Annotated in this window: 21 protein-coding genes; 3 read left to right on the top strand and 18 right to left on the bottom strand. The window is 72.1% G+C overall.

Features of this window, described 5'->3' with window-relative positions; all coding sequences use genetic code 11:
- Positions 1–87: 87 nt before the first annotated feature.
- Entirely contained in the window at positions 88–1,149 is a 1,062-nt protein-coding gene (locus LIU39_RS02485) for an ATP-dependent DNA ligase (RefSeq protein WP_227044026.1), read from the bottom strand.
- 100 nt (positions 1,150–1,249) lie between these two features.
- Here LIU39_RS02485 and ligD point away from each other — a divergent pair, with 100 nt between their 5' ends.
- Positions 1,250–2,254 (top strand): non-homologous end-joining DNA ligase, encoded by a 1,005-nt coding sequence (ligD, locus tag LIU39_RS02480; RefSeq protein ID WP_227044024.1) that lies wholly within the window; start codon positions 1,250–1,252, stop codon positions 2,252–2,254.
- Positions 2,255–2,275: 21 nt separating this feature from the next.
- Here the strand turns inward: ligD and LIU39_RS02475 are convergent, their stop codons facing one another.
- From LIU39_RS02475 to LIU39_RS02450, 6 genes are all read right to left on the bottom strand, one after another.
- Positions 2,276–2,518, bottom strand: a complete 243-nt coding sequence (locus LIU39_RS02475) for a DUF2087 domain-containing protein (RefSeq protein ID WP_227044022.1) — start codon at positions 2,516–2,518, stop codon at positions 2,276–2,278.
- A gap of 148 nt (positions 2,519–2,666) precedes the next feature.
- Positions 2,667–3,386, bottom strand: a complete 720-nt coding sequence (locus LIU39_RS02470; RefSeq protein WP_227044019.1) for an HAD family hydrolase — start codon at positions 3,384–3,386, stop codon at positions 2,667–2,669.
- Positions 3,387–3,408: 22 nt separating this feature from the next.
- The gene (locus LIU39_RS02465) at positions 3,409–3,888 is read right to left on the bottom strand and encodes an Lrp/AsnC family transcriptional regulator (RefSeq protein ID WP_227044017.1); all 480 of its coding nucleotides are present in this window, start codon (positions 3,886–3,888) and stop codon (positions 3,409–3,411) included.
- 210 nt (positions 3,889–4,098) lie between these two features.
- Positions 4,099–5,340 (bottom strand): cytochrome P450, encoded by a 1,242-nt coding sequence (locus LIU39_RS02460; protein WP_227044015.1) that lies wholly within the window; start codon positions 5,338–5,340, stop codon positions 4,099–4,101.
- 147 nt (positions 5,341–5,487) lie between these two features.
- Entirely contained in the window at positions 5,488–7,311 is a 1,824-nt protein-coding gene (locus tag LIU39_RS02455) for a pectate lyase-like domain-containing protein (protein ID WP_227044013.1), read from the bottom strand.
- Positions 7,312–7,518: 207 nt separating this feature from the next.
- Positions 7,519–8,565, bottom strand: coding sequence for an Lrp/AsnC family transcriptional regulator (locus LIU39_RS02450; RefSeq protein ID WP_227044011.1), 1,047 nt, complete (start codon positions 8,563–8,565; stop codon positions 7,519–7,521).
- A gap of 119 nt (positions 8,566–8,684) precedes the next feature.
- Between LIU39_RS02450 and LIU39_RS02445 the strand changes: the two genes are divergently transcribed.
- Positions 8,685–9,932 (top strand): M20 metallopeptidase family protein, encoded by a 1,248-nt coding sequence (locus LIU39_RS02445; protein ID WP_227044010.1) that lies wholly within the window; start codon positions 8,685–8,687, stop codon positions 9,930–9,932.
- A gap of 18 nt (positions 9,933–9,950) precedes the next feature.
- Here LIU39_RS02445 and LIU39_RS02440 read toward each other — a convergent pair whose 3' ends face one another.
- Positions 9,951–10,391, bottom strand: coding sequence for a CBS domain-containing protein (locus LIU39_RS02440; protein ID WP_227044230.1), 441 nt, complete (start codon positions 10,389–10,391; stop codon positions 9,951–9,953).
- A 143-nt stretch (positions 10,392–10,534) separates the two neighbouring features.
- Here LIU39_RS02440 and LIU39_RS02435 point away from each other — a divergent pair, with 143 nt between their 5' ends.
- Entirely contained in the window at positions 10,535–10,810 is a 276-nt protein-coding gene (locus LIU39_RS02435) for a hypothetical protein (RefSeq protein ID WP_227044008.1), read from the top strand.
- A 67-nt stretch (positions 10,811–10,877) separates the two neighbouring features.
- Here the strand turns inward: LIU39_RS02435 and LIU39_RS02430 are convergent, their stop codons facing one another.
- The 10 genes from LIU39_RS02430 to LIU39_RS02385 all read right to left on the bottom strand — a co-directional run bounded on the left by LIU39_RS02430 (position 10,878) and on the right by LIU39_RS02385 (position 21,150).
- Positions 10,878–12,239: a SufS family cysteine desulfurase gene (locus LIU39_RS02430; RefSeq protein WP_227044005.1), complete on the bottom strand. Its 1,362-nt coding sequence runs from the start codon at positions 12,237–12,239 to the stop codon at positions 10,878–10,880.
- Complete coding sequence (locus LIU39_RS02425) at positions 12,226–13,608, bottom strand: family 2B encapsulin nanocompartment shell protein (protein ID WP_227044003.1); 1,383 nt, start codon at positions 13,606–13,608, stop codon at positions 12,226–12,228. The genes LIU39_RS02430 and LIU39_RS02425 overlap by 14 nt, the downstream gene beginning before the upstream one ends.
- A gap of 337 nt (positions 13,609–13,945) precedes the next feature.
- The gene (locus LIU39_RS02420; protein WP_227044002.1) at positions 13,946–14,188 is read right to left on the bottom strand and encodes a hypothetical protein; all 243 of its coding nucleotides are present in this window, start codon (positions 14,186–14,188) and stop codon (positions 13,946–13,948) included.
- Between the two features lie 57 nt (positions 14,189–14,245).
- Positions 14,246–15,031: a glutamate racemase gene (locus LIU39_RS02415; protein ID WP_227044227.1), complete on the bottom strand. Its 786-nt coding sequence runs from the start codon at positions 15,029–15,031 to the stop codon at positions 14,246–14,248.
- 290 nt (positions 15,032–15,321) lie between these two features.
- Positions 15,322–16,569, bottom strand: a complete 1,248-nt coding sequence (locus LIU39_RS02410) for an MFS transporter (RefSeq protein ID WP_227044000.1) — start codon at positions 16,567–16,569, stop codon at positions 15,322–15,324.
- Positions 16,566–17,948, bottom strand: a complete 1,383-nt coding sequence (locus LIU39_RS02405; RefSeq protein ID WP_227043998.1) for a methyltransferase domain-containing protein — start codon at positions 17,946–17,948, stop codon at positions 16,566–16,568. The genes LIU39_RS02410 and LIU39_RS02405 overlap by 4 nt, the downstream gene beginning before the upstream one ends.
- Positions 17,945–18,733 carry a gamma-glutamyl-gamma-aminobutyrate hydrolase family protein gene (locus LIU39_RS02400; protein ID WP_227043996.1) on the bottom strand — a complete coding sequence of 263 codons (789 nt, stop codon included), beginning with the start codon at positions 18,731–18,733 and terminating at the stop codon, positions 17,945–17,947. Before LIU39_RS02400 ends, LIU39_RS02405 begins: the two co-directional genes overlap by 4 nt.
- Positions 18,730–19,134, bottom strand: a complete 405-nt coding sequence (locus LIU39_RS02395) for a GNAT family N-acetyltransferase (protein ID WP_227043994.1) — start codon at positions 19,132–19,134, stop codon at positions 18,730–18,732. Before LIU39_RS02395 ends, LIU39_RS02400 begins: the two co-directional genes overlap by 4 nt.
- A complete protein-coding gene (purB, locus tag LIU39_RS02390) occupies positions 19,121–20,413 on the bottom strand; it encodes an adenylosuccinate lyase (protein ID WP_227043991.1) in 1,293 nt (430 codons plus the stop codon). Before purB ends, LIU39_RS02395 begins: the two co-directional genes overlap by 14 nt.
- Positions 20,410–21,150 (bottom strand): class I SAM-dependent methyltransferase, encoded by a 741-nt coding sequence (locus tag LIU39_RS02385; protein WP_227043989.1) that lies wholly within the window; start codon positions 21,148–21,150, stop codon positions 20,410–20,412. Before LIU39_RS02385 ends, purB begins: the two co-directional genes overlap by 4 nt.
- Positions 21,151–21,156: the final 6 nt, after the last annotated feature.

Genomic DNA, 21,156 nt, shown 5'->3' with positions numbered 1-21,156 from the left:
ACCCGGCCCCGCAACGCCTCTGGGACGAGGGGGAGGTGGCGGACGGGGACGCGCCGGGGCCCGGCCGCGGCCTCTGAACCGGCCGGCCTAACTGCCCAGCACCTCCGTCAGGTCGTAGCGCACCGGCTCGGCCAGTTGCGCGTACGTGCACTGGTCGGGTTCGCGGTCCGGGCGCCAGCGGCGGAACCGGGCGGTGTGCCGGAAGCGGTCGCCCTGCATGTGGTCGTAGGCGACCTCGACGACCCGCACCGGGCGCAGCGGCAGCCAGGACAGATCCTTCTTGCCCGTCCACCGGCTCGGCCCGCCCGGCAGCCGGCCCGTGGCCTGGGCCTCCTCGCTGGTCCACTGCTCCCAGGGGTGCCCCGCGACGGAGGCCATCAGCAGTGGTTCCAGCTCGGTCATCAGCTCCTGGCGCCGCCGCATGGGGAAGGCGGCGCAGACGCCGACGTGCTGGAGCCGGCCGGTGTCGTCGTAGAGGCCGAGCAGCAGGGAGCCGACCACAGGACCGCTCTTGTGGTGGCGGACACCGGCCACCACGCAGTCGGCGGTCCGCTCGTGCTTGACCTTGGTCATCACGCGCTCGCCCGGCCGGTAGGCCAACCCTGGAGGCTTGGCGACGACCCCGTCGAGCCCCGCGCCCTCGAAGCGGTCGAACCAGCTGCGGGCCAGGTCGAGATCATCGGTGGCGGGCGCGGTGAAGACGGGTGCGGCGGCGTCGTGCAGCGCAGCGGTCAGTTCGTGGCGGCGGGCCCGCTGTGGCTGCGGCATCAGCGCCGCGTCCCCCAGGGCGAGCAGGTCGAACGCCACGAAGCTCGCCGGGGTCACCTCCGCCAGATGACGGACCCGCGAGTCCGCCGGGTGGATGCGTTCGAGGAGCGCGTCGAAGTCCAGCCGCCCGTCGCGGGCGATCACGATCTCGCCGTCGAGGACGCAGCGCGGCGGTACATGCTCGCGCAGCGCCGCGACCAGCTCGGGAAAGTAGCGGGTCAGCGGCTTGGCCGAACGGCTGCCCAGCTCGATCTCGTCCCCGTCACGGAAGACGATCGCCCGGAAGCCGTCCCACTTGGCCTCGTACTGCATACCGGACGGGATGGCCGCGGCGGTCTTCGCCAGCATCGGATGCACGGGGGGCATCACCGGAAGGTCCATGATCTTGATTGTGCGCGGGCACGCGGGGCCCCGCCCGCCGGGCCGCCGCCCGGACGGCAGCCGACAGGCGGCGCCTGCCCGGTCGGCCTAGCGTGAGGTCATGGCAGAGACGCTGGAGCTGACCGCGGGCGGCCGGACGGTGCGGGTGTCCCACCCGGACAAGGTCTACTTCCCCGAGCGCGGCTTCACCAAGGGCGACGTGGCCCGCTACTACCTGAGCGTCGGCGACGGCATCCTGCGCGCGCTCCGGGACCGTCCCACGACGCTCCAGCGGCACCCCGACGGCATCGACGGCGAGTCCTTCTTCCAGAAGCGGGCGCCCAAGAACCTCCCCGACTGGATCCCCACCGGCCGGATCGCGTTCCCCAGCGGCCGCTACGCCGACGAGATCTGCCCCACCGAACCGGCGGCCGTGCTGTGGGCGGCGAACCTCGGGTGCCTGACGTTCCACCCCTGGCCGGTACGCCGCGGCGACACCGACCACCCGGACGAACTGCGCATCGACCTCGACCCGCAGCCCGGCACGGAGTACGCCGACGCGGTGCGGGCCGCCGTCGAACTCCGGGACGTACTCGGCGGACTGGGCCTGACCGGCTGGCCCAAGACCTCCGGTGGCCGCGGCCTGCACGTCTTCGTGCCGATCGCACCCGACTGGGTCTTCACGCAGGTACGGCGCTCGGCCATCGCCGTGGCCCGGGAGCTGGAGAGGCGCGCACCGGAGCGGATCACCACCGCGTGGTGGAAGGAGGAGCGCGGCGCCAGGATCTTCGTGGACTACAACCAGACCGCGCGGGACCGCACCATCGCCAGCGCCTACTCCGTACGCCCCTCCGCGCGCGCCCTGGTCTCCGCGCCGCTGCGCTGGGACGAGCTGACCAGTGCCGTACCCGAGGACTTCGACCTGGCCACGATGCCCGCCCGGTTCGCGGAGGCCGGCGATGTGCACGCCGACATGGACGCGCACGCGTTCCGGCTGGACGCGGCACTCGAACTGGCCGCCCGCGACGAACGCGACCACGGCCTGGGGGATCTGCCCTACCCGCCGGAGCACCCGAAGATGAAGGGCGAGCCGAAGCGGGTCCAGCCGAGCCGCGCCAAGAAGTAACCGCGGCCGCCCCGGCGCTCGTTACCGAACCCGCCGGTAGCTGCCGCCGTCCCTGGTCCGGGTCAGCAGGCCCGCGATGACGAGATGGCGGCGCAGGCCCGAACAGTCCTCGTGCACCGTCAGCAGCGCCTCGTCGACCTCGCGCTCGTTGTACTCCCGGTCGCGCGCGAACAGCGTCTCCGTGAGATGGGTGAGCAACTGCCCGCGGCGGACGGCCTTGCGCGGGATCGCCGTCAGCCGCCCTCCGGAGAAGAGCGCGGACACCCCGCGCGAACTGCCTGTTCCGTTGTCCGACAGGGCCGGGAGCCTCGCGCACCGGCCGGTCCTCGGCAACATCTTTTCGCACGGGCGGCACCGCGCCGGGGGCCGTACGGCCGGTGAACGGCACCGTGTCGCGCCGCCACCGGAAGGATCAGGAGGACCGGGCCGGCTGCCCGAGCCAGTCGTACGCGGCCTGCGCGGTGAACTGTTCCTGGCCGCCGTCGAAGCGCAGCCCGGCCGTTGCGAACGCCGGGTCGCCCGCCGTGCCCGTGACGTACGGGACGGCGATGCACCGCATACCCGCCCGGTGCGCGGCCTGCGCTCCGGGCGGTGCGTCCTCCAGCACCACGCAGTCGCCCGGTTCGGCACCGAGGCGGCGTGCGGCCTCCAGGAACACGTCGGGCTCCGGCTTGCCGTGCGCCACCTCCTCGGCCGAGACGAGGGTGGTCAGCTGCGCATCGAGACCGGTGCCCGCCAGGACCGTCTCGATCGCCGTCCGCGAGGAGCCGGACGCCACCGCCATCGGGTGCCCCGCGGCGTGCAGCCGCTCCACGAATACGCGCATCTGCGGAAAGACCCGGGTGTGCGCCCGCGCCAGCTCCAGATACGCCCGGTTCTTCGCGGCCAGCAGCTCATCGACCGGCGTGTCGATGCCGTACTCCCGTGACAGCGCGAGCAGTGTCTCGCGGGTGCCGATGCCGATGTAGCGGGTGTGGTGCTCCCAGCTGAAGTCCGTCACGCCGTACCCGGCGAGCACCCGCCGCCCGGCTTCGTAGTAGTTCGGCTCGCTGTCCACCAGCGTCCCGTCCAGATCGAAGATCACCGGGACGGCGCGGGCGGACGGGGTGCAGGACGCGGAGAAGCTGTTCATGCCCCCAGCATGCCAAGAGCGGTCAGCGCGGCCCCGCGGCGCTCCCGACCGCCTCCACCAACGGCAGCATCCGGTGCGGCACCCGCTCGCGCAGCGCCACCTCCGTACGGGTACGCACCACACCCGGCAGACTGATCAGCCGCTGGATCACGTCCTCCAGATGCGCCGCGTCCCGCGCCACCACCCGGGCCAGCAGGTCACCGCCGCCGGTCGTCGAGAACGCCTCGATGATCTGCGGCACGTCGGCCAGCGCGTCGGCGACCTCCTCCAGGTGCCCCTGTGTCACCTCGATGTGCACGAAGGCCAGCACCGGATGCTCCAGCGCCGCGGGCGAAAGACGCGGACCGTAGGCCGTGATGACTCCGTCCCGCTCCAGCCGGTCGAGCCGCGCCTGCACCGTCCCGCGGGCGACACCCAGCAGCCGCGCGTACTCCCGCACACTGGTGCGCGGCTGCTCCAGCAGCAGCCCGAGGATCCTTGCGTCGAGCGTGTCAACGGCCATGGCCGCACGGCCTCCTCACGGTCTCCACGGCCGACCGGTGGGGCCGGGCGGCTCCCGGCGACTGTACCAATGGCACCCTGTCGGCGGATTTCTCCGGACCGGAGGGCGTACGGCCGTGCCTCGGCGGACCCGTGGCGGGCGGCGTTCCCGAGTTCGCGGCGCCCGACGAACCGGATCGGCCCGGCAGACTCCCGCGCACCGGCCCCGGGCTCAGCCCGCGGGGCGTGCCGTCCGGCCGGCCGGGGTGAGCCGCACCGTCACCGTGCGGGGGCCGCGGGTGAACACCCCGGTCTCGGCGGGCGCTTCGCCGTCCGCGAAGGACATCCGGGGGAACGCGTCGAGCAGTTGGTTCACCCCCACCTCCACCTCGCTCTTGGCCAGCAGCGCCCCCACGCAGAAGTGCCGTCCGAGGCCGAGCGCCAGGTGGTCGGCGGCGGCGCTGAAGGCGTTGTCCACGGTGAGGTCGCCGCGGTGGATGTCGAACGCCTCGGGCCTGGCGTAGCGCCGCTCGTCGCGGTTGGCGCTGCCGATCAGGCAGGTGACGGTGGCGCCGGCGGGCACGGTGCCGCCGCCGATGACGACGTCCGCCGCGGGCTGCCGCATGATCATCTGGATCGGCGGGCTGTAGCGCAGCGTCTCGGCGAAGGCCACCGGCACCAGGGAGCGGTCCGCGCGCACCGCCGCGAACTGGTCGGGGTGGGCCAGCAGGTTGCGGAAGATCCCGGCGATGGCCTTGTCCGTGGTCTCGCCGCCGGCCGCGAGCAGCAGGCTGACGAACGCCGTGATGTCCTGGTCGCTCATCCGGGTGCCCTCGATCTCGGCGGTGCACAGCTCGGAGAGCAGGTCGTCGCCGGGCGCCGCGCGGCGCTCGCGGATGATCGGGCGGAGGTAGGCGGACAGTCCGTCGCGCGCCGCGAGTCCGGCGGCGGCGACGGCGGGGTCCTGGGCGAGGTTGGCGAGGTAGTCGACGACCGCCGTGTACCAGCCGTGGAAGCGGTCGTGGTCGGCCCGGTCGAGGCCGAGCATGTCGACGATGACGTTGATCGGGAGCCGGGTGGCGAACCGTGCCACCAGATCGGCATCCGGTGCGTCACGGAACCCGTCGATCAGCTCCCAGGCATTGCGTTCGATCACCGGCAGGAACTTCTCGCGCAGCGCCCGGCCGCGGAACGCCGGTGCCACCAGGGCGCGGCGCACGGCGTGTTCGCTGCCGTTCATCTGGGGCAGGGTGCGGCCGCCGTGCGCCGGTTCGATCTGCCAGGCGTAGTTGTCGGTGGTGAACACCGGCTCACGGAAGGCCCGTTGCACGTCCTCGTACCGGGAGATCAGGTAGCTGCCGGTGCCCTCGTGGTGGTGGAGCGGGTAGTGGTCGCGCAGGATGCGGTACGCCGGATAGGGGTCGGCGTCGAACTCGGGGGAGAGGATGTCGGGCGGCGGCGGAACGGTGGTCACGGCACAACCTCGCTTCTCCCCTGGGGAGTTCGGGCTCCGGCGGCGGGGCCCCGACGCTAGGCCACCGGGCCCGTGCCGTCCAGGGTGCCAGGCCCGTGCCCGTCACCCCGGCCCGCGGGTACGGGCCGGGGTGACGGCCGGGGCCGGTCAGGGGTAGGAGACGACGGTGGACGGCGCCGTCGATTCGCCCGATGTGGGGGCGCCGATGTCGTTGATCACGTGCTCGTACTGGCCCTTGCCGCCCAGCGACACGACCAGCAGGCCGTGGAGCTTGATGCCCGGCTTGTCCGGTGCCCTGAAGCCGTGGCCCTGGCGGATCGAAGGATCCACGTTGTAGAAGCAGTAGCTGCCCAGGCCCCACCCCTCGTGGGCGTTCACCCCGTCGGCGATGGCGTACGCGGCGAAGCCCTTGGTGTCGCCGTTCTGGATGGCGGCCTGGTTCGGTGCGTCGTACGCCTTCTCGTTCTGGAAGAAGATGGTGCGGCCCTGCTCGCCGTGCCACTCCACGTCGTACTTGTTGAAGTGTTCGACGAACAGGCCGGTCGCCAGCACCCGGTCGCCGTTGACGCGGATGCCGTAGTCGGCGCGGTTGGTCTCCCAGCCCACGCCGTCGCCGTGGTCGGCGCGCCAGACCCAGGTGTGGTCGATGACGGTGTCGTTGCTGTTGATCACCATGCTGGTCGTCGCCTTGCCGGGGCCCGCGCCGCCGATCCGTACGAACACGTCCTGCACGGTCGTCGGGTTGCCGGAGTGGTCCGACGAGGCGCCCTCGGGCCCGACTTCGAGCAGCGTGGTGGAGTTGACGGGACCGGCGTCGATCAGGAATCCGGCGAGCCGCACTCCGTCGACGTCGGCGACCTTCAGGGCGGTCGCGCCGTGGTCCGGGATGATCGTGGCGTACCCCAGGCCGAGGACGACGGTGTTGGCGCGCCGTACTTCGACGGGCTGGTCGACGTGGTAAATGCCGGGCGTGAGCAGCAGGTTCAGGCCCTGTTCCAGCGCGGCGTTCAGGGTCGCCGCGTCGGTGCCGGGCTTGGCCACGTAGAACCGGTCAAGCGGCAGGGACTCGCCGCGCGGCGTGCCGCTGCCCCAGCTCGTGCCGCGCGCGTCGGTGCGCTTTTCGGGGACGAAGACCTTGTACGTGTCGCCGTCCAGGTACAGGAAGGGCTTCTCGCGGGATACCGGGGTGGTGTCGAGGGTGGTGTAGGGCGGGTCGGGGAAGCTCTGCGCGGGGGCTCCCTCGACACCGGAGAACACCATGTTCCACACGGCGTTCTCCCAGCCGCCCACCGTGCTGTCGCGGGTGTACCACTGCTGCTGCGAGTACGGTCCGACGGTGCCGTCGATGCGGCTGTCGGCGATGTAGCCGCCGCTGGCCCAGCCGTAGCCGTCCGGCGACAGGTTCAGCCCGCCCTTGACGTGCATCCGCCGGAACGGCGCGGCCTGGGCGACCGCCCACCTGTTGGTGCCGTTGGCCGGCTTGAGGGCGAGGTTCTCCGCCGAGCGCCAGAAGTTCTGCGTGGCATTGCCGTTGAACCAGCCGGCGTCGACGGTGACATCGCCGTTGATGGTCGTGTCGTCGGGTGACAGGCCGAGGCCCGCGATCGAGGTGTAGAAGCCGAGCTGGGCGTTGAGCCCGTCGTAGGTGCCCGGCTTGAACAGCAGCGCATACCGTCCGGTGCCGAACTGGGCGGTCTCCTGCTGATGGAATATCTCGTCAAGTCTGGCCTGTATACCGGGAGTTGACGGGTCGAAGACGATGACGTCCGGGCCGAGGTCGCCGCCGCCGGGCAGCGGGCCGGCGGTGGGGGCGCCGGTCCTGGCGGGTGTGGCGGTGGCCGGGGACGACGAGTCCAGGGCCAGCAGGCCGGCGGCGGGAAGGGCGGCGGCCAGCGAGGCGACGACCCTTCGGCGCGAGAGCCCGGATGCGGCCTCGGAAGGGGTTTCGGAAGGTGTGGGGGGACGGGGCATGGAAGCTCTCCTGCTTCAGGTAGTGAACGATTGACGTCCTTGAGAGCGCTCTCTTGTGCGATGCATGTTCATGGTGTGAGGGCGAGCGCATGGCGTCAAGGCGCCCGCCCGGTCCGGGGCGTTCGCCGGGGTGCGAAGTCCACGCCGGGGCAACGGCGTTGACCGGTCAGGGCGACCGCTGCCGGCGTCCGCCCCGCCCCGGCCGCCTCATCCGCCCCGGCCCGCCGCCGGTGCGTGCCAGCCGTCGATGGGCACCGTTCCGCGACGGTAGCCGTCCTCGTCCAGCAGGTGCCCGCTCAGCTTCACCGGCCACAGTGCGACGGCCCGGTCGCCGATGACGAGGCCGGGCGCCTGCTCGGTGACCCGGGTTTCGAGCCGCTGGATGTCATCCACCGACCGCACCCAGGCGATGACCAGCAGATTGTGCCGCCCGGTGATCCCCGCGCACAGCCGGATGTCCCGCATCCCGGCGATCACCCGCGCCGTGTGCTCGACGGTGTCCGACGGCACCTGGGCCCAGAGCACCGCCGCGACCGGCCTCTCCGACAGCGGACGGGCGATCTCGCACCGGATCTGGACCGCCCCGGAGCCGAGCAGCCGCTTGGTGCGCCGGCGTACGGTGTCCACACTCGTGCCGCACTCGTCGGCGAGTGCGGTGTACGAGGCCCGCCCGTCCGCCGACAGCGCCACGACGAGCTTCCGGTCCAGCGCCGACAGCACGGGCCCGGCCGCCCGCTCCCGGGCCGGCTGCCCTTCCGACAACTGCGCCACCTGTGCGGGGGTGAGCGCACGCAGCCGCCACCGGCTGCCCTCCGTGTAGATGGCCCCGGCCAGCTGGGTCCGCGCCGACGTGACACCAGGAAGCGAGCCGAGTACCCGGGTGACCCACCGGGACAGGGCGCCCAGGTCGGTCGTCATGACGGTCAGGAGCAGGTCGCGGTCACCGCTGACGTGCTCGACCGTGGAAACCATCGGCTGCCGGGCCAATTGTTCGGCCGCTTCCAGCAGTTGACCGTTGGCGCAGTCCACCTCGATGAACGCCAGGCAGCCCTCGCCCGACGCCGCGAGAGCCGGCCCCGGGTAGCAGCTGATCCAGGCCGCGCCCCGCGTGCTCAGCCGTTTCCAGCGGCGGGCGAGGGTGACCGCGTCCAGGCCGAGCACCTGGGCGATACGGGCCCAGCCGGCTCGCGGGCTGATCTGGAGGGCGTGGACGAGGGCCGAGTCCGTTTCGTCGAGCCGGTCGAAATCCTGCATGGAGAAAACCCTACTGCGAGTTTCCGGCGGTTTCTGGCCCCTGCTGAGGTGGTGACTTCACTCTGGGGGCCAGGCCGCCGCACGGCAGGGCGGCTGGAACGATCGGAAGGTGGTGTGAGGTGTCGGTACTGGCGGACGCCGAGGAACTGCGGGACGACCTCGTCGCATTGCGGCGGTCCCTGCACCGGGAACCCGAACTCGGGCTGGAGTTGCCCCGTACGCAGGAGAAGGTGCTGACGGCCCTGGACGGCCTGCCGCTGGAGATCACGCCGGGCCGGGACATCGGCTCCGTGACGGCGGTGCTGCGCGGCGGCCGCCCCGGAGGCGCGGTGCTGCTCCGGGGTGACATGGACGCCCTGCCGGTACAGGAAGCCTCCGGCGTCGACTACGCGTCCCGCACCGACGGGCGGATGCACGCCTGCGGCCACGACCTGCACACGGCCGGACTCGTCGGCGCCGCCCGCCTGCTGAGCGCGCGGCGCGAGACGCTCCAGGGCGACGTGGTGTTCATGTTCCAGCCCGGCGAGGAAGGCCACAACGGCGCCGGCCGGATGATCGGGGAAGGGGTGCTGGAGGCGGCGGGCAAGCCCCTGGACGCCGCCTACGCGATCCACGTCTCGGCCAACCGCGTCCCGCAGGGCCTGGTCGTCAGCCGTCCGGGCACCGTGATGACCGCGTCCGACGTGCTGCGGGTGACCGTCAGGGGCCGGGGCGGCCACGGATCGGAGCCGCACACCGCGGCCGACCCGGTGCCCGCAGCCTGCGAGATGGTGACGGCGATCCACAGCTGGACCAGCCGCACCTTCGACGTCTTCGACCCGGTCGTGGTCTCCGTCGGCCGCTTCACGGCCGGCGCCCAGCACAACGTCATCCCCGAGACGGCCACGTTCGACGCGACCGTCCGCAGCTACTCCGAGGCCCACCACGAGCGGCTCGCCGAGGGCCTGCCCCGGCTGGTCAGGTCCATCGCCGCGGCCCACGGCCTGCACGCCGAGGTCGATTACGAGGTGCTCTACCCGGTCACCGTCAACGAGCCCGGGGAAACCGGCTTCGCGCTCGACACCGCCAGGGAACTCCTCGGCGACCAGCAGGTATGGCTCTCCCCGCAGCCCGCCGGCGGCTCCGAGGACTTCGCGTTCGTCCTGCAACAGGTGCCCGGCGCGATGCTGTTGCTCGGCGCCGCGCCCGAGGGGAGCGATCCGGCGACCGCGCCGATGAACCATTCCCCGCGTGCGGTCTTCGACGACGCGGTCCTGCCCCGCCAGGCGGCCCTGCTCGGCGAACTCGCCGCCGGCCGCCTGTCCCGTACCGCGGCCGAACGGCTCTCTGCCGCAACGTCCGTATCCGGAAGGGCCGTTGGCTGCTGAGTGCGGCCGCGGCGGTCGCTATCCCGCCGTGGTCGCGTAGACCCGCCCCGCGAATTCTGCGATCTGCTCATCGCTGAGGTTCTTCGCGAGGTTGGCCTCCGTGATCATGCCGACCAGGCGGTGGCCGCCGTCGACGTCGATCACCGGCAGCCGCTTGATCTGGTGCCGTTCCATCGTGGCCAGTACCTCGGAGGCGTCCGCCGCGGCGTCGATCCAGTGCAGCGGCCCGTCCAGGGATCCGGCCTGCACCGTCGCCGGGTCGATGCCCTCGGCGCAGCAGCGGATGACGATGTCGCGGTCCGTGATCACGCCGGTCAGCTTGTTGTTGTCACCACAGATCGGCAGGCAGCCGACCTTCAGATCGCGCATCATCCGCGCCGCCTGGAGCAGCGATTCGTGCGCGCCGACGCACTGCACCCCGGCGGACATGATGTCTCGTGCCCGCAGTGCGCCGGCCATGTTGCTGGTCATGATTCCTCCCGCCTTCGGAACGTGGATTCCCTCCCTTCGATGACACCACGGATGGACCGGCGCCGCGTCCGGGCCGGATGCGGCGCCGGAAGGCATTGCGGGCCGGCCGGGAAAAGAGGCACGCTGGCGCCATGTCCTATGTGCGGCTCGAAGCCTGGATCGGTGCGGAATGGCTGGAGGTGGGCGCGGTCAGCGTCACGGTCACGGGCTCCGCGCTGACCCTCTCCTTCGAGCGCCAGCACTCCGAATCGGGGTACCGGGAGCTGATCTGGGAGCCGCTGGAGAACTTTCTCCGGGAGTACGCCGACCAGCCGCTCGTCGTGGTGCCGCAGGGCAACAGCCTGCCGGTGATGTTCGGCCCCGGCGCCGCGGGTCCGTTCCGGCTGGCCGAATGGGCGGACGACTGACCGCGGGCCGGGACACGGCGACGCCGCCCACCGGATGCCGGTGGGCGGCGGGCCAGGGGCCGGAGCGTCAGGCCGACTCGTGCAGCCGGAGCAGCGACGCCACCAGCTTGTCCACCTCCTCCGCCGTGTTGTAGAGCGCGAGCGAGGCGCGGGCCGCGCTCTGAACGCCGTAGTGGGCGAGCGCCGGTTGGGCGCAGTGGTGGCCGGCCCGTACGGCGATGCCGTCGCGGTCGAGCCAGGCCGCGATCTCCGACGGATCGTGTCCCGCGAGCGTGAAGGTCAGCACGGCGATCCGGTCCGGCGCCGAGCCCAGCAGATCAAGCCCCGGCACGGTGGCCATGGCCTGCTGGGCGTACGCCATCAGCGAGGTTTCGTAGGCGGCGATGGCGTCCCGGTCGAAGGAGGTCAGCCAGTTCAGCGCCGACAGCAGGCCGACCACACCGGAGATGTGCCCGGTACCGGCCTCCAGGAGGTGGGGCACGGGCGCAAAGGTGGTCCCGCCGAAGCCGACCGACTCGATCATGTTGCCGCCGCCCTGCCACGGCGCCATGCCGTGCAGGACCTCCGGCTTCGCGTAGAGCGCGCCGATGCCCGTGGGGGCGAACAGCTTGTGGCCGGAGAACACGTAGAAGTCGGCGTCCAGATCCTGCACGTCGACGGGGAAGTGCGCCACCGCCTGTGCCCCGTCCACCAGCACCTTGGCGCCGTACCTGTGGGCGAGCGCGGTCATCTCGCGCACCGGCGGTACGGTGCCGAGCACGTTCGACGCATGGCTGATCGCGACCAACTGGGTGCGCATGGACAGCAGATCGGCGTACGCGTCGAGGTCGATCTGCCCGTCCGGTTGCAACGGGACGGGGACCACCCGGGCCCGGGTCTCCTTGGCGACCATCTGCCAGGGCACGATGTTCGAGTGGTGCTCAAGGACCGGCACCAGGATGTCGTCCCCCGGCCCGAGGTTGGTGCGTCCCCAGCTCTGCGCGACGAGGTTGATCGCCTCGGTCGTGCCACGCACGAAGACGATGTCGTCGGGCGACGGCGCGCCCAGGAAATCGGCGACCGCCGCCCGGCCTCCCTCGTACGCCTCGGTGGCCTCCCGGGCCATGGTGTGCGCACCGCGGTGGATGTTGGAGTTGGCGGATCCGTAGAAGGCGGCCAGCGTCTCGATCACCTGGCGCGGCTTCTGCGTGGTGGCGCCGTTGTCCAGCCAGACCAGCGGGTGCCCGTTCACCGTACGGTGCAGGATCGGGAAGTCCCCGCGCACCAACTCCGGTGAGAAGGTGGCGCGTTGGCCGGGCAGACCGGAGGGGTGCGCGGACGCGGCGGACGGAGTGGTGACGGCCCCGGCCGACGGCACGCCGCCCGGCAGCGGATCCGGAGCCGGGGGCGTGCCCGTCCACCGGCTCCGGGTGAGGTCAGGAGTAGTCATGGTAGTTGGAGACCTCGACGTTCTGGAGCACGGCGAGCGCGTCCTCCACCAGCACCGCGGAGTTGAAGTACGCCGTCATCAGGTACGACGTGACGCCCTTCTGGTCGACGCCCATGTTCCGCATCGCCAGGCCGGGCTCCACCTCGTCCTCGACCTTCGCGGGACGCAGCCCCACCACGCCCTGCTCGGCCTCGCCCGTGCGCATCAGCAGGATCTCGGTGGTGCCGATGCCCGCACCGCCGGAGAACCGCACCTTGTCGGAGGGGAGCAGCGGCACGCCGCGCCAGGTCAGCAGCGGGCTGCCGAACCGGTTGTCGATGATCGGGGGCACACCCCGGCGGGTACATTCCCGGCCGAACGCGGCGATGGCGCGGGGGTGCGCGAGGAAGTAGCCGGGCTGCTTCCAGACCCGGGTCAGCAGCTCGTCCAGGTCGTCGGGGGTCGGGGAACCGGTGCGCGCCTGCACCCGCTGCCCGGGGGCCACATTGTTGAAGAGGCCGAATTCCGGGTGGTTGAGCAGCGAGGCTTCCTGCCGCTCGCGCAGCGCGTGCACGGTGAGGTTGGCCTGCGCGCGGGTCTGGTCGATGGGCCCGTTGTAGAGGTCGGATACCCGCGTGTGCACGCGCAGCACGGTCTGCGCGAGGGTCATGTGGTACTCGCGGGGGGTGTCCTCGTAATCGACGTACGTCGCGGGGAGTTCGGGTTCGCCGATGTGCCCGGCACTGAGGTCGACCGGCACCTCGGTGCCCGGCAGGACGCCGTCCGCCGCGAGGTAGGCGTCCAGCGCTCCCCGTACCGTCGCGTCGCGGTCGCACAGTCCGGCCAGCACGCTGCGGTCGACGCACAGCGCCACACCGGGGGTGAGCGCCTTGACGCGGTAGGGCAGGGACGCGGAGCGGGTCCAGGCGTCGAGGTCGAAGAACTGGCCGTCGCCGATCACTTCGAGCACGGCGTCCTCGCCGTAGCGGCCGCTCACCCGCTTCTCGGCGCGGCCCTGCGCGATCACCCACAGCCGGTCGTGCGCGTCGCCGTCCTGGGCCAGCAGCTGCCCGGCCTCGAAGCTGACTTCGGTGAACGCGTTCGCCAGTTCGGTGAGCAGGGCGTCGTCGGCCTCCCGGAGGTACGGCAGCTCCCGCAGGTCACCCGGGATGACGCGGGGCGAACCGCCGTCGCTGTGGGTGCTGATGCGGTCGTCGCCCAGGACGTAGGTCCGGCGGCGGTTCACCCGGAAGACACCGGATTCGACGTCCACCCACGGCAGGGCGCGCAGGAGGTAGCGCGGGGTGATGCCGCGCATCTGGGGGGTGGTCTTGGTGGTCGTCGCGAGTTGCCGTGCTGCATCGGGGGCGAGACTTGTCCGGTCGGTCACAGGATCTCCTTGCCGAGGAAGTGCCGGTCGGATGATGTGACCGACCGGCACGCGGAGAGCTGATCGTCGGTTCGTGATCCGCACCCCCGCAACCGGCCGGGTGCGGGGGTGCGGCCGGAAAGGTGCACCGCACTGAATGCGCGGTTTCGTACCCATGTGCGACTACCTGTTGTCGCATCGCCACTACCTTGCGTATCGCTGCGGGGCGTGTACCTGACACGGCGTCCCGGCGCTTCTTTCCGTGGCACCCGGGGCCCCGTATGCGACGTGATTTGCCCTCATGAAGCGGCTTTGGACTTCCTAAAGTGCGGCTTATAGCAAGGAGTTTGACGGCGTATCAGGAGTCTTTGAGCAGCCGGTCGGCGATCCAGGACCTGCCGCGGAGGAACGCCCGCCGCAGCACGCGCCCCGGTGACGTCCGTCGGTGCTCGGCCAGGTCGCCCACCACGGCACGGAATCGCCACCAGGTGCGGAACTCGCGCAGCGCCTGGAGGTCGCCCGCTCCCGGGGATATCGGAGGTCCCTCGCCTCGCTGGAGGGCCCGTAAGGAATCCAGTGCATGCTGTTGCGTCGCGGTCACGCTGCTCCCCATTTCCGTGAAGTGCCGGTCCCAGAACGCCTGTTCATCACGCGGTCCTCAGCGCGTGGGCGCGAGGGTGTGCAGCAGCCGGCCTTCGGCGTAGGCCGGCGCCGTTGCCGGAAGGGCTGCTTCGCGCCCGTTGAGGAGCACGGTCAGCGTGCCGGTGGCAGGCGCCTCCGGGGCGGGGTGCGCGCCGATGCGGCGCAGCGCCTGGGCGGCGACCGCGTCGGCCGAAGCGTGCAGGACCGGCGGCGGCAGGCCGGGCCGTTGCAGGGCGGCGCGGATGCGTCCGGCGACGAGTTCGTAATGCGTGCAGCCCAGGACGACGGCGCGTACCTCGTCCGGGGTCCGCCTTGCCGCTGCGGCGACCGCGAAGGCGATGTCCGCCTCGTTCGCGTACTCGACGCCGTCGGAGAGCCCTGGGCACGGCACCTCGACGACGCGCACGCCGGCCGCGAACGCGTCGATCAGGCCGCGCTGGTAGCGGCTGCCGGTGGTGGCGGGGGTGGCCCAGATGGCGACGGGCCCGCCGCCCGCTGCGGCCGGTTTGACCGCCGGGACCGTGCCGATGACCGGCAGGCCGGGTTCGAAGCGGGCGCGCAGGGCGGGCAGGGCGTGCACGGTGGCGGTGTTGCAGGCGACGATCAGCGCGTCGGGGCGGCGTGCGGCGGCCGCTTCGGCGGTGGCCAGGGCGCGGGCCGTGATGTCCTCCGGGGTGCGCGGTCCCCACGGCATGCCGGCGGGGTCCGAGGAGAGGACGAGATCGGCGTCGGGGCGCAGTCCGCGGACCGCGGCGGCGGCCGTCAGCAGTCCGATGCCGACGTCCATGAGTGCGATCTTCAGCGGGGCACGGTCACGGGGCGGTGCGGCCGCGGTGCGTTCCCCGGGTCTGTGCCGGCCTCCGTGCAGGTGCCGGTCCGTGCTGTTCTGCCCCATGGTGCGCGTCGCCTCCGGTGTGCTCGTGTCGCAGCCTCAATGCCACTGAAGGCGATCCTGCACAGCAATTGGCCTGGATAACATGGCCAATTCAGGGAGAATGGTCGGCTCGGGCGGCGCCGTTCCGGCCGGTGGGCAGGGGCACCCGTCGAGCGCGCCGAGGGCTGGACGGGTACCCCTGCCGGCTGGCCGCGGCGTCAGCTCTCCGTCCCGTCCAGCGCCGCGACGGGACGCGTGGCCGGGGGAGAGGCGGTGACGCGGCGGTCCCACGTGGTGGCGATGAGGAGCGCGCAGCCCACCAGGGCGCCGCCCACCCAGGGCAGCGCGGCGGAGGACGCCGCCGTCAGGGTCAGGCCGCCCACCGCACCGCCGAGGGCGACACCCAGGTACGAGGACGCACTGCTGATGGAGACGGCGATGGTCGGGGCGCTGGGCGCCCGGCCCATGACGCGCTGGATCTGCGCCCCCGGGATCAGCCAGTACAGCGCGCTCCAGACGAGGGTCGCCAGCAGGAACGCCGCCGTCGTGGGCACCGCTCCGAACGGGGCCGCTGCGGCGACCAGGCCCATGGCGGCGAAGGCCACCAGTACGCCGGTCAGCCCGCTGAGGAAGGTGCGGTCGGGGGAGTGGCGGTCGCTCAACCTGCCGCCGAGGGTGCTGCCCACCGCCGCCGCGACACCCCAGACCAGCAGGACCGCGCTCACCCCCGCCGCGCTCAGCGGAGTGACCTCGTGCGTGAGTACGGCCAGGTAGGTGTAGACGACGAAGCTGCCGGCCACCGCGCACATGTTGATGAACACCGCGACCAGGACGGCCGGTTGCGCGGCCACCCGGAGCCGGCTGGCCATGGTGACGGCCGGCGGCCTGGGCGCGGCGGGCAGCGCGAGCGCCAGGCCGCCCATGCTCAGCGCCGCGAGCACGGTGATCAGGACCAGGGTCAGCCGCCAGCTCCCCAGCGCGCCGACCAGGGAGCCGATGGGCACGCCGAAGGCGGTGGCCACGGTCAGCCCGCCGACGACCAGGGACACCGCCCGGCCCTGATGGCGGTCGCCGGCCACGGAAGTCGCCACGGCCACCGCGCTGTTCATGAAGACCGCGGCGCCCACCCCGGCGAGCACGCGCGCCACCATCAGCACCCCGTAGCCGGGCGCGAGCGCGCCCAGCAGGTTGGCGACCAGGAACAGCCCGAGCGACGACTGGAGGACCACCCACCGTTCCAGGTTCGCCGTCAGGGTCATCATCACCGGGGCGCTGACGGCGTAGCTGAGGGCGAAGACCGTGACCAGCTGGCCCGTCAGCCCCTCGGAGATGTGGAGGTCGGCGGCGATGGACGGCAGGATGCCGCTGATGACGTAGCCGTCCGTGCCGACCGCGAACGCGCCGAAGGCCAGCAGGAAGACCCCGAGCCTGTGGGGCATACGCGCCCCGGTGGTGCCGGCCGTCACCCGGCCTCCTGGACCCGTGCAAGTCCGGCGTCCGCCAGGCAGTTGAGCATCAGCTCGGTGGTGACGTACAGGGCGCGGGCCCGCGTCGCGTCGGCGGCGAAGCGGTCCGCGAAGACGGTCTCGGTCAGCGCGCGGCCCGTGATGCCGTCCCGCGGGGCGTCGCCGATGGCGCGGACCAGCTCGGGCAGCGCGGTCAGCGGGGCCGCCACGTCCGGCGGGCCGCCGAGTTCCCAGAAACCGTCGGGCAGGTCGGCGGCCCGCCCGCGGTAGAGCTGCTCGGCGGTACCTGCCGCGCCCGCCGGGGCCCGGCCGGCGGCCAGCCCGGCGTCCATGCCGACACCACCGGACAGGTCGGTGAAGGTCACGCGGCCCGTCCCGCCGGAGCGGCTGACGAGGGAGCACGCGAAGTAGGACGGCTGCTCGAAGCGGCTCTGGTGCGCGTCGATGACGGCGAGTACGGCGTCGGGGGACAGGGCGGGATTGTGCCGCTGGGCGTGCAGCGCCGTCAGGGCGGCGCGGACTTCGGGCACCGTGCGCCCGTCCGCCACCACGGACACGTCGTGTCCCGTGGCCTTCGCGAACTCGCCGATCTCGCGCAGCAGCATCGGCCCCGACGAGTCCCCCAAGGACTGGAAGCGCATCACCAGCATGCCCTCGTCCGGGTCGAGGAGGTGCCTCGCGTCCCGCAGCAGCCGCCGGTTCAGATCCAGGCCGTCCGGGCCTCCGTTGCCCGCGGCGGAGTAGCCGAGGTCCGGTGGCACGGGGACGTAGGGCAGGTTGGCGCAGATGCAGTTGAGCGGGGTGTCGGCGGTGAAATCGCGGAAGAAGTCGCCGTGCCAGGTGCGGATCCGTTCGCCGACGCCGTTGAGTGCGCCGGACAGCCGGGTCGCCTCCAGGCATTCCTCCTGGAGGTCGACGGCCGTCACGTCGTCGCAGGTGCGGGCCAGCGCGCAGCTGGTGATGCCGGATCCGCACCCCACGTCCAGGGCCCGGCCGGTGGGCAGGGCGTCGAGGATGGTGTCGACGAAACGGAGGGAGTCCTCGCCGATGTAGACGGTGCCGGTGCCCGGCCGTTCGGCACGGTCGCGGGCGGCCAACACGCCACGGAAGGCGGTCAGTTCCCACTTGCCCGGCCCGGAATGACGATCCGTCAGACCGAGGTCGGCCAGCTGTCCCGTCAGGGCGGAATCCAGGGAGGACGGTGCCAGAGACCCTAAGTGCAGCAGGTTCCACAGACTCGCGCCGCTATCGTGCCCGGGGCCTGCGGGCCCGCTCGACGGCCACGGCTCGTAGGACTGTGCCGCGCGCCGCCTGGCGTACTCGACGCGCTGCGCGAAGTGGTGCTCGCGCAGCAGCTTTGCAACCTCGTGTGACGTCATGCCGCCCTTACACCGTCCTGCGCGTCGTCGTTGGCCACCGTGGTCTCCCGTGCGGTGCGTATCTCTTCGGCCGCGGCGACGAAGGCCGCGAACAGCGCCTGCACCGGAGCCGCTTCAGGATGCCCCTGGACCCCGACCACGAAGCGCTGATCCGGCATCGACACCGACTCGATCACGCCGTCGGCGCTCCATCCGGTGGCGAGGACGCCGTCGCCGAGCGTGTCCACCGCCTGGTGGTGGAAGCACGGGATGTCCCAGTGGTCGCCGACCACGCTGCCGGGCAGCTGATCGGGGCTCAGGGTGATCGCGGCGGGCCTGAACACCGGCTCGGACGGCTGGTGGTCGTCCGAACCGAGCGCGGTGGGCAGGTGCTGGGTGAGCGTGCCGCCCCGCAGCACATTGATCATCTGCATTCCCCGGCACACGCCCAGCACCGCGCGCCCCTCGGCCAGCGCGAGCCGCAGCAGCGCGCTCTCCCAGGTATCGCGGTCCGGCGCGAGCCCGGAGGTGTGCGGGCCCGCCGTCCGGCCGTACAGGGCCGGGTCGATGTCGGCGCCGCCGACCAGCAGCAGCCCGTCGAGGCCGCCCATGACGGAGGCCGCCTCCTGGGCGCCGCCGTACGGCGGCAGCAGTACGGGGACGCCGCCGGCAGCGGCGACGGCGGCCAGGAAGTCGGTCGGCACCAGCGAGGCGTGCCGGTTCCACCCGCGCCACGAGGCGTCTTCCTGGTACGTGGTGATGCCCACGGTCGGCTTGCTGATGACGGCCCCCTCGGCTCCGGTCACTTCGTCGCGTCCAGCACCCACGCGGAACCGTGCTGGGTGAACCCGATGTGCGGGTAGTAGTCCGCCGCTGCCGGCGCGGACAGCAGCACGATCTTCGCGTCCGGTGCCTCCTGCTGGATCCGGCGGATCAGGTCCACGCCGATGCCGCGCTTCTGGAACTCACGGTCGACGGCCAGGTCGGACAGGTAGGTGACATAGCCGCCGTCCGTCAGGCACCGGGCGATGCCCGCCAGCCGGCCGTCGATCCGCGCGACCACGACGAGGTTGGCGTTCTTGACCATGGCGGTGAACCGGCGCTCGTCCTCCACGGGGCGGCGCTCGGCCAGCCCGGAAGCGCGGTACAGCGCCGCGACCTCGGCCACGTCCAGACCGGCCGCGTCGACCACGTCAGTTTTCCACATCGAGCAAGGTCTCCATTCGTTCTCGTATGACGGCCCTGGAGCGCAGGAAACGCTCGGGGTCGTACTGCTCGGGGCGGGTCTCGATGCCTCTCTCCCGCAGTGTCTCGCGGAGGTGACGGCCCGTCTCCCAGGTCTCGGTCGCCGCGTCCTGGACCGTCCGGTACGCCTTCTCGCGCTCGGTGCCGGCGGCCACGAGGTCCAGCATGACCGTGGAGCTGTGGATCAGCCCGTCGGTCTGTTCCAGGTTGGCCCGCATGCGGTCGGGGAAGACCCGCAGGCCCTCGATGACCTCGGCCGCGCCGGTCGCCTGGTAGTGGGCGGCGATCAGGCTGTCGGGCAGGGCGATCCGCTCGACGGACGAGTGGGCGAGGTCCCGCTCGTGCCACAGCGCCACGTCCTCCAGCACCGCGCCGAGGTTGGCGCGCAGGATCCGGGCCAGGCCGCACAGCCGCTCGCTCGACGTGGGGTTGCGCTTGTGCGGCATCGCGCTGGAGCCCTGGTAGGCACTGGACCGCGGCTCCTCCACCTCCCTGACCTCGGTGCGTTGCAGCAGCCGCAGTTCCAGGGCGATCTGCTCGATGACGGCGCCCAGCACGGCGACGGCCGACAGCAGTTCGGCGTGCCGGTCGCGCGCCACCACCTGGGTGGGGACGGGCTCGACACCGAGACCCAGTGCGTCGCAGACGTAGGACTCGACGAACGGGTCGATGCGCGCGTAGGTGCCCACAGGACCCGAGATCGTGCCGACGGCCACCGCGGTACGCGCCGCCCGCAGCCGCCGGACCGAGCGGTCCACGCCGAGGGCGAAGCCGGCCATCTTCTGCCCGAACGTGGTGGGTTCGGCGTGGATGCCGTGGGTCCTGGCCACGCACACGGTGTCCCAGTGTTCGGTGGCCTTGGCGGCGAGCGCGGTGCGCAGCCGGACCGCGGCGGCCAGCAGCACGTCGCAGGACCGGGCCAGGGTGTGGCCCAGGGCCGTGTCCACCAGGTCGTAGCTGGTCATCCCGTAGTGGACCCAGCGCGCGGCGTCGTCGGGGAGGGTTGCGGTGTAGGCGGCGAGGAAGGCCAGGATCTCGTGGTCCCGGGTCCGCTCCTGCTCCTGCACCTCTTCGGGGGTGGGCACCCGGCCGGTCCTGATCGTGGCGAGGTCGGCGTCCGTCACCTTCCCGAGCCGGGCCTGGGCCTCGCAGGCGAGGACCTCTACGTGGACCCACGAGGCGTACTTGGCCTCGTCGGTCCACAGCCCCGACATCTCGGGCAGGGAGTATCTCGGGATCACGCGGGCCTCCTGGCCAGCACCGCGCAGGTGCGGTTGTTCGCCGCGATCGGGCCGCGGGCCAGCTCGGCGGTGAGGGAGGCGAGCCCGGTCTCGAACTCCTCGTCGGAGATGAGGTGGAGCGAGGAGAACGCCTTCTCGCGGTACTTGGTGGCGTCGGTCAGCTCGTAGGCGCTCTCGAACAGGCGCTGCTGCCCGTGGACGAATCCGGCGTCCTCCAGTGCGGCGAGCAGGGCGTCGATCGGGTGGTGCCGGGCGAGCTCCACCTCGATGGTGGCGGGGAAGTGCTGGGCCACCGGAATGCGGTTACGGATGATCCACTCCGAGTCCGTCGCGGTGCACAGCACGCCGCCCGGCTTGAGTGCCTTGAAGGCGCCCGCGAAGTACCGCGCGGGCTCCCGCACGTAATGGATCATGTCGACGGAGAAGATGAGGTCGAGCGATGCCTCGGGGAGGTCCAGTGCGGCGATCTCCTCGGCGCGGCCGACGCGCAGCTCCAGCTCCGCCTCGTGGGACGCGGCGACCTTGAGCATGTCGTCGAAGGGGTCCACGCCGAGCGCGGTGCATCCGGTGAGCTGCTGGAGTTTGGCGAGGTGATTGGCCGTGCCGCAGCCCATCTCCATGGCCTGGGAGGAAGCGCCGATGCCCGCCGACTCGGCCAGGAACTCCACGAGTTGGGGGTAGGGGCGCCGGTGCCGGGCGTACTCTGCGGCGAGCTGGTTGTAGTCCAAGCTGTTCAACAGGAT

It is taken from the genome of Streptomyces pinistramenti (assembly GCF_020564935.1).
GTDB lineage: Bacteria > Actinomycetota > Actinomycetes > Streptomycetales > Streptomycetaceae > Streptomyces > Streptomyces pinistramenti.
Note: the sequence above shows the minus strand (reverse complement) of the source record. Positions and strands in the feature narration are given on the sequence as shown.

Excerpts from the sequence above, each read along its gene's own strand:
- LIU39_RS02485 (WP_227044026.1), bottom strand. The coding sequence starts at position 1,149 with ATGGACCTTCCGGTGATGCCCCCCGTGCATCCGATGCTGGCGAAGACC.
- ligD (WP_227044024.1), top strand. The coding sequence starts at position 1,250 with ATGGCAGAGACGCTGGAGCTGACCGCGGGCGGCCGGACGGTGCGGGTG.
- LIU39_RS02470 (WP_227044019.1), bottom strand. The coding sequence starts at position 3,386 with ATGAACAGCTTCTCCGCGTCCTGCACCCCGTCCGCCCGCGCCGTCCCG.
- LIU39_RS02465 (WP_227044017.1), bottom strand. The coding sequence starts at position 3,888 with ATGGCCGTTGACACGCTCGACGCAAGGATCCTCGGGCTGCTGCTGGAG.
- LIU39_RS02455 (WP_227044013.1), bottom strand. The coding sequence starts at position 7,311 with ATGCCCCGTCCCCCCACACCTTCCGAAACCCCTTCCGAGGCCGCATCC.
- LIU39_RS02450 (WP_227044011.1), bottom strand. The coding sequence starts at position 8,565 with ATGCAGGATTTCGACCGGCTCGACGAAACGGACTCGGCCCTCGTCCAC.
- LIU39_RS02440 (WP_227044230.1), bottom strand. The coding sequence starts at position 10,391 with ATGGCCGGCGCACTGCGGGCACGAGACATCATGTCCGCCGGGGTGCAG.
- LIU39_RS02435 (WP_227044008.1), top strand. The coding sequence starts at position 10,535 with ATGTCCTATGTGCGGCTCGAAGCCTGGATCGGTGCGGAATGGCTGGAG.
- LIU39_RS02430 (WP_227044005.1), bottom strand. The coding sequence starts at position 12,239 with ATGACTACTCCTGACCTCACCCGGAGCCGGTGGACGGGCACGCCCCCG.
- LIU39_RS02405 (WP_227043998.1), bottom strand. The coding sequence starts at position 17,948 with ATGACGTCACACGAGGTTGCAAAGCTGCTGCGCGAGCACCACTTCGCG.
- LIU39_RS02395 (WP_227043994.1), bottom strand. The coding sequence starts at position 19,134 with ATGTGGAAAACTGACGTGGTCGACGCGGCCGGTCTGGACGTGGCCGAG.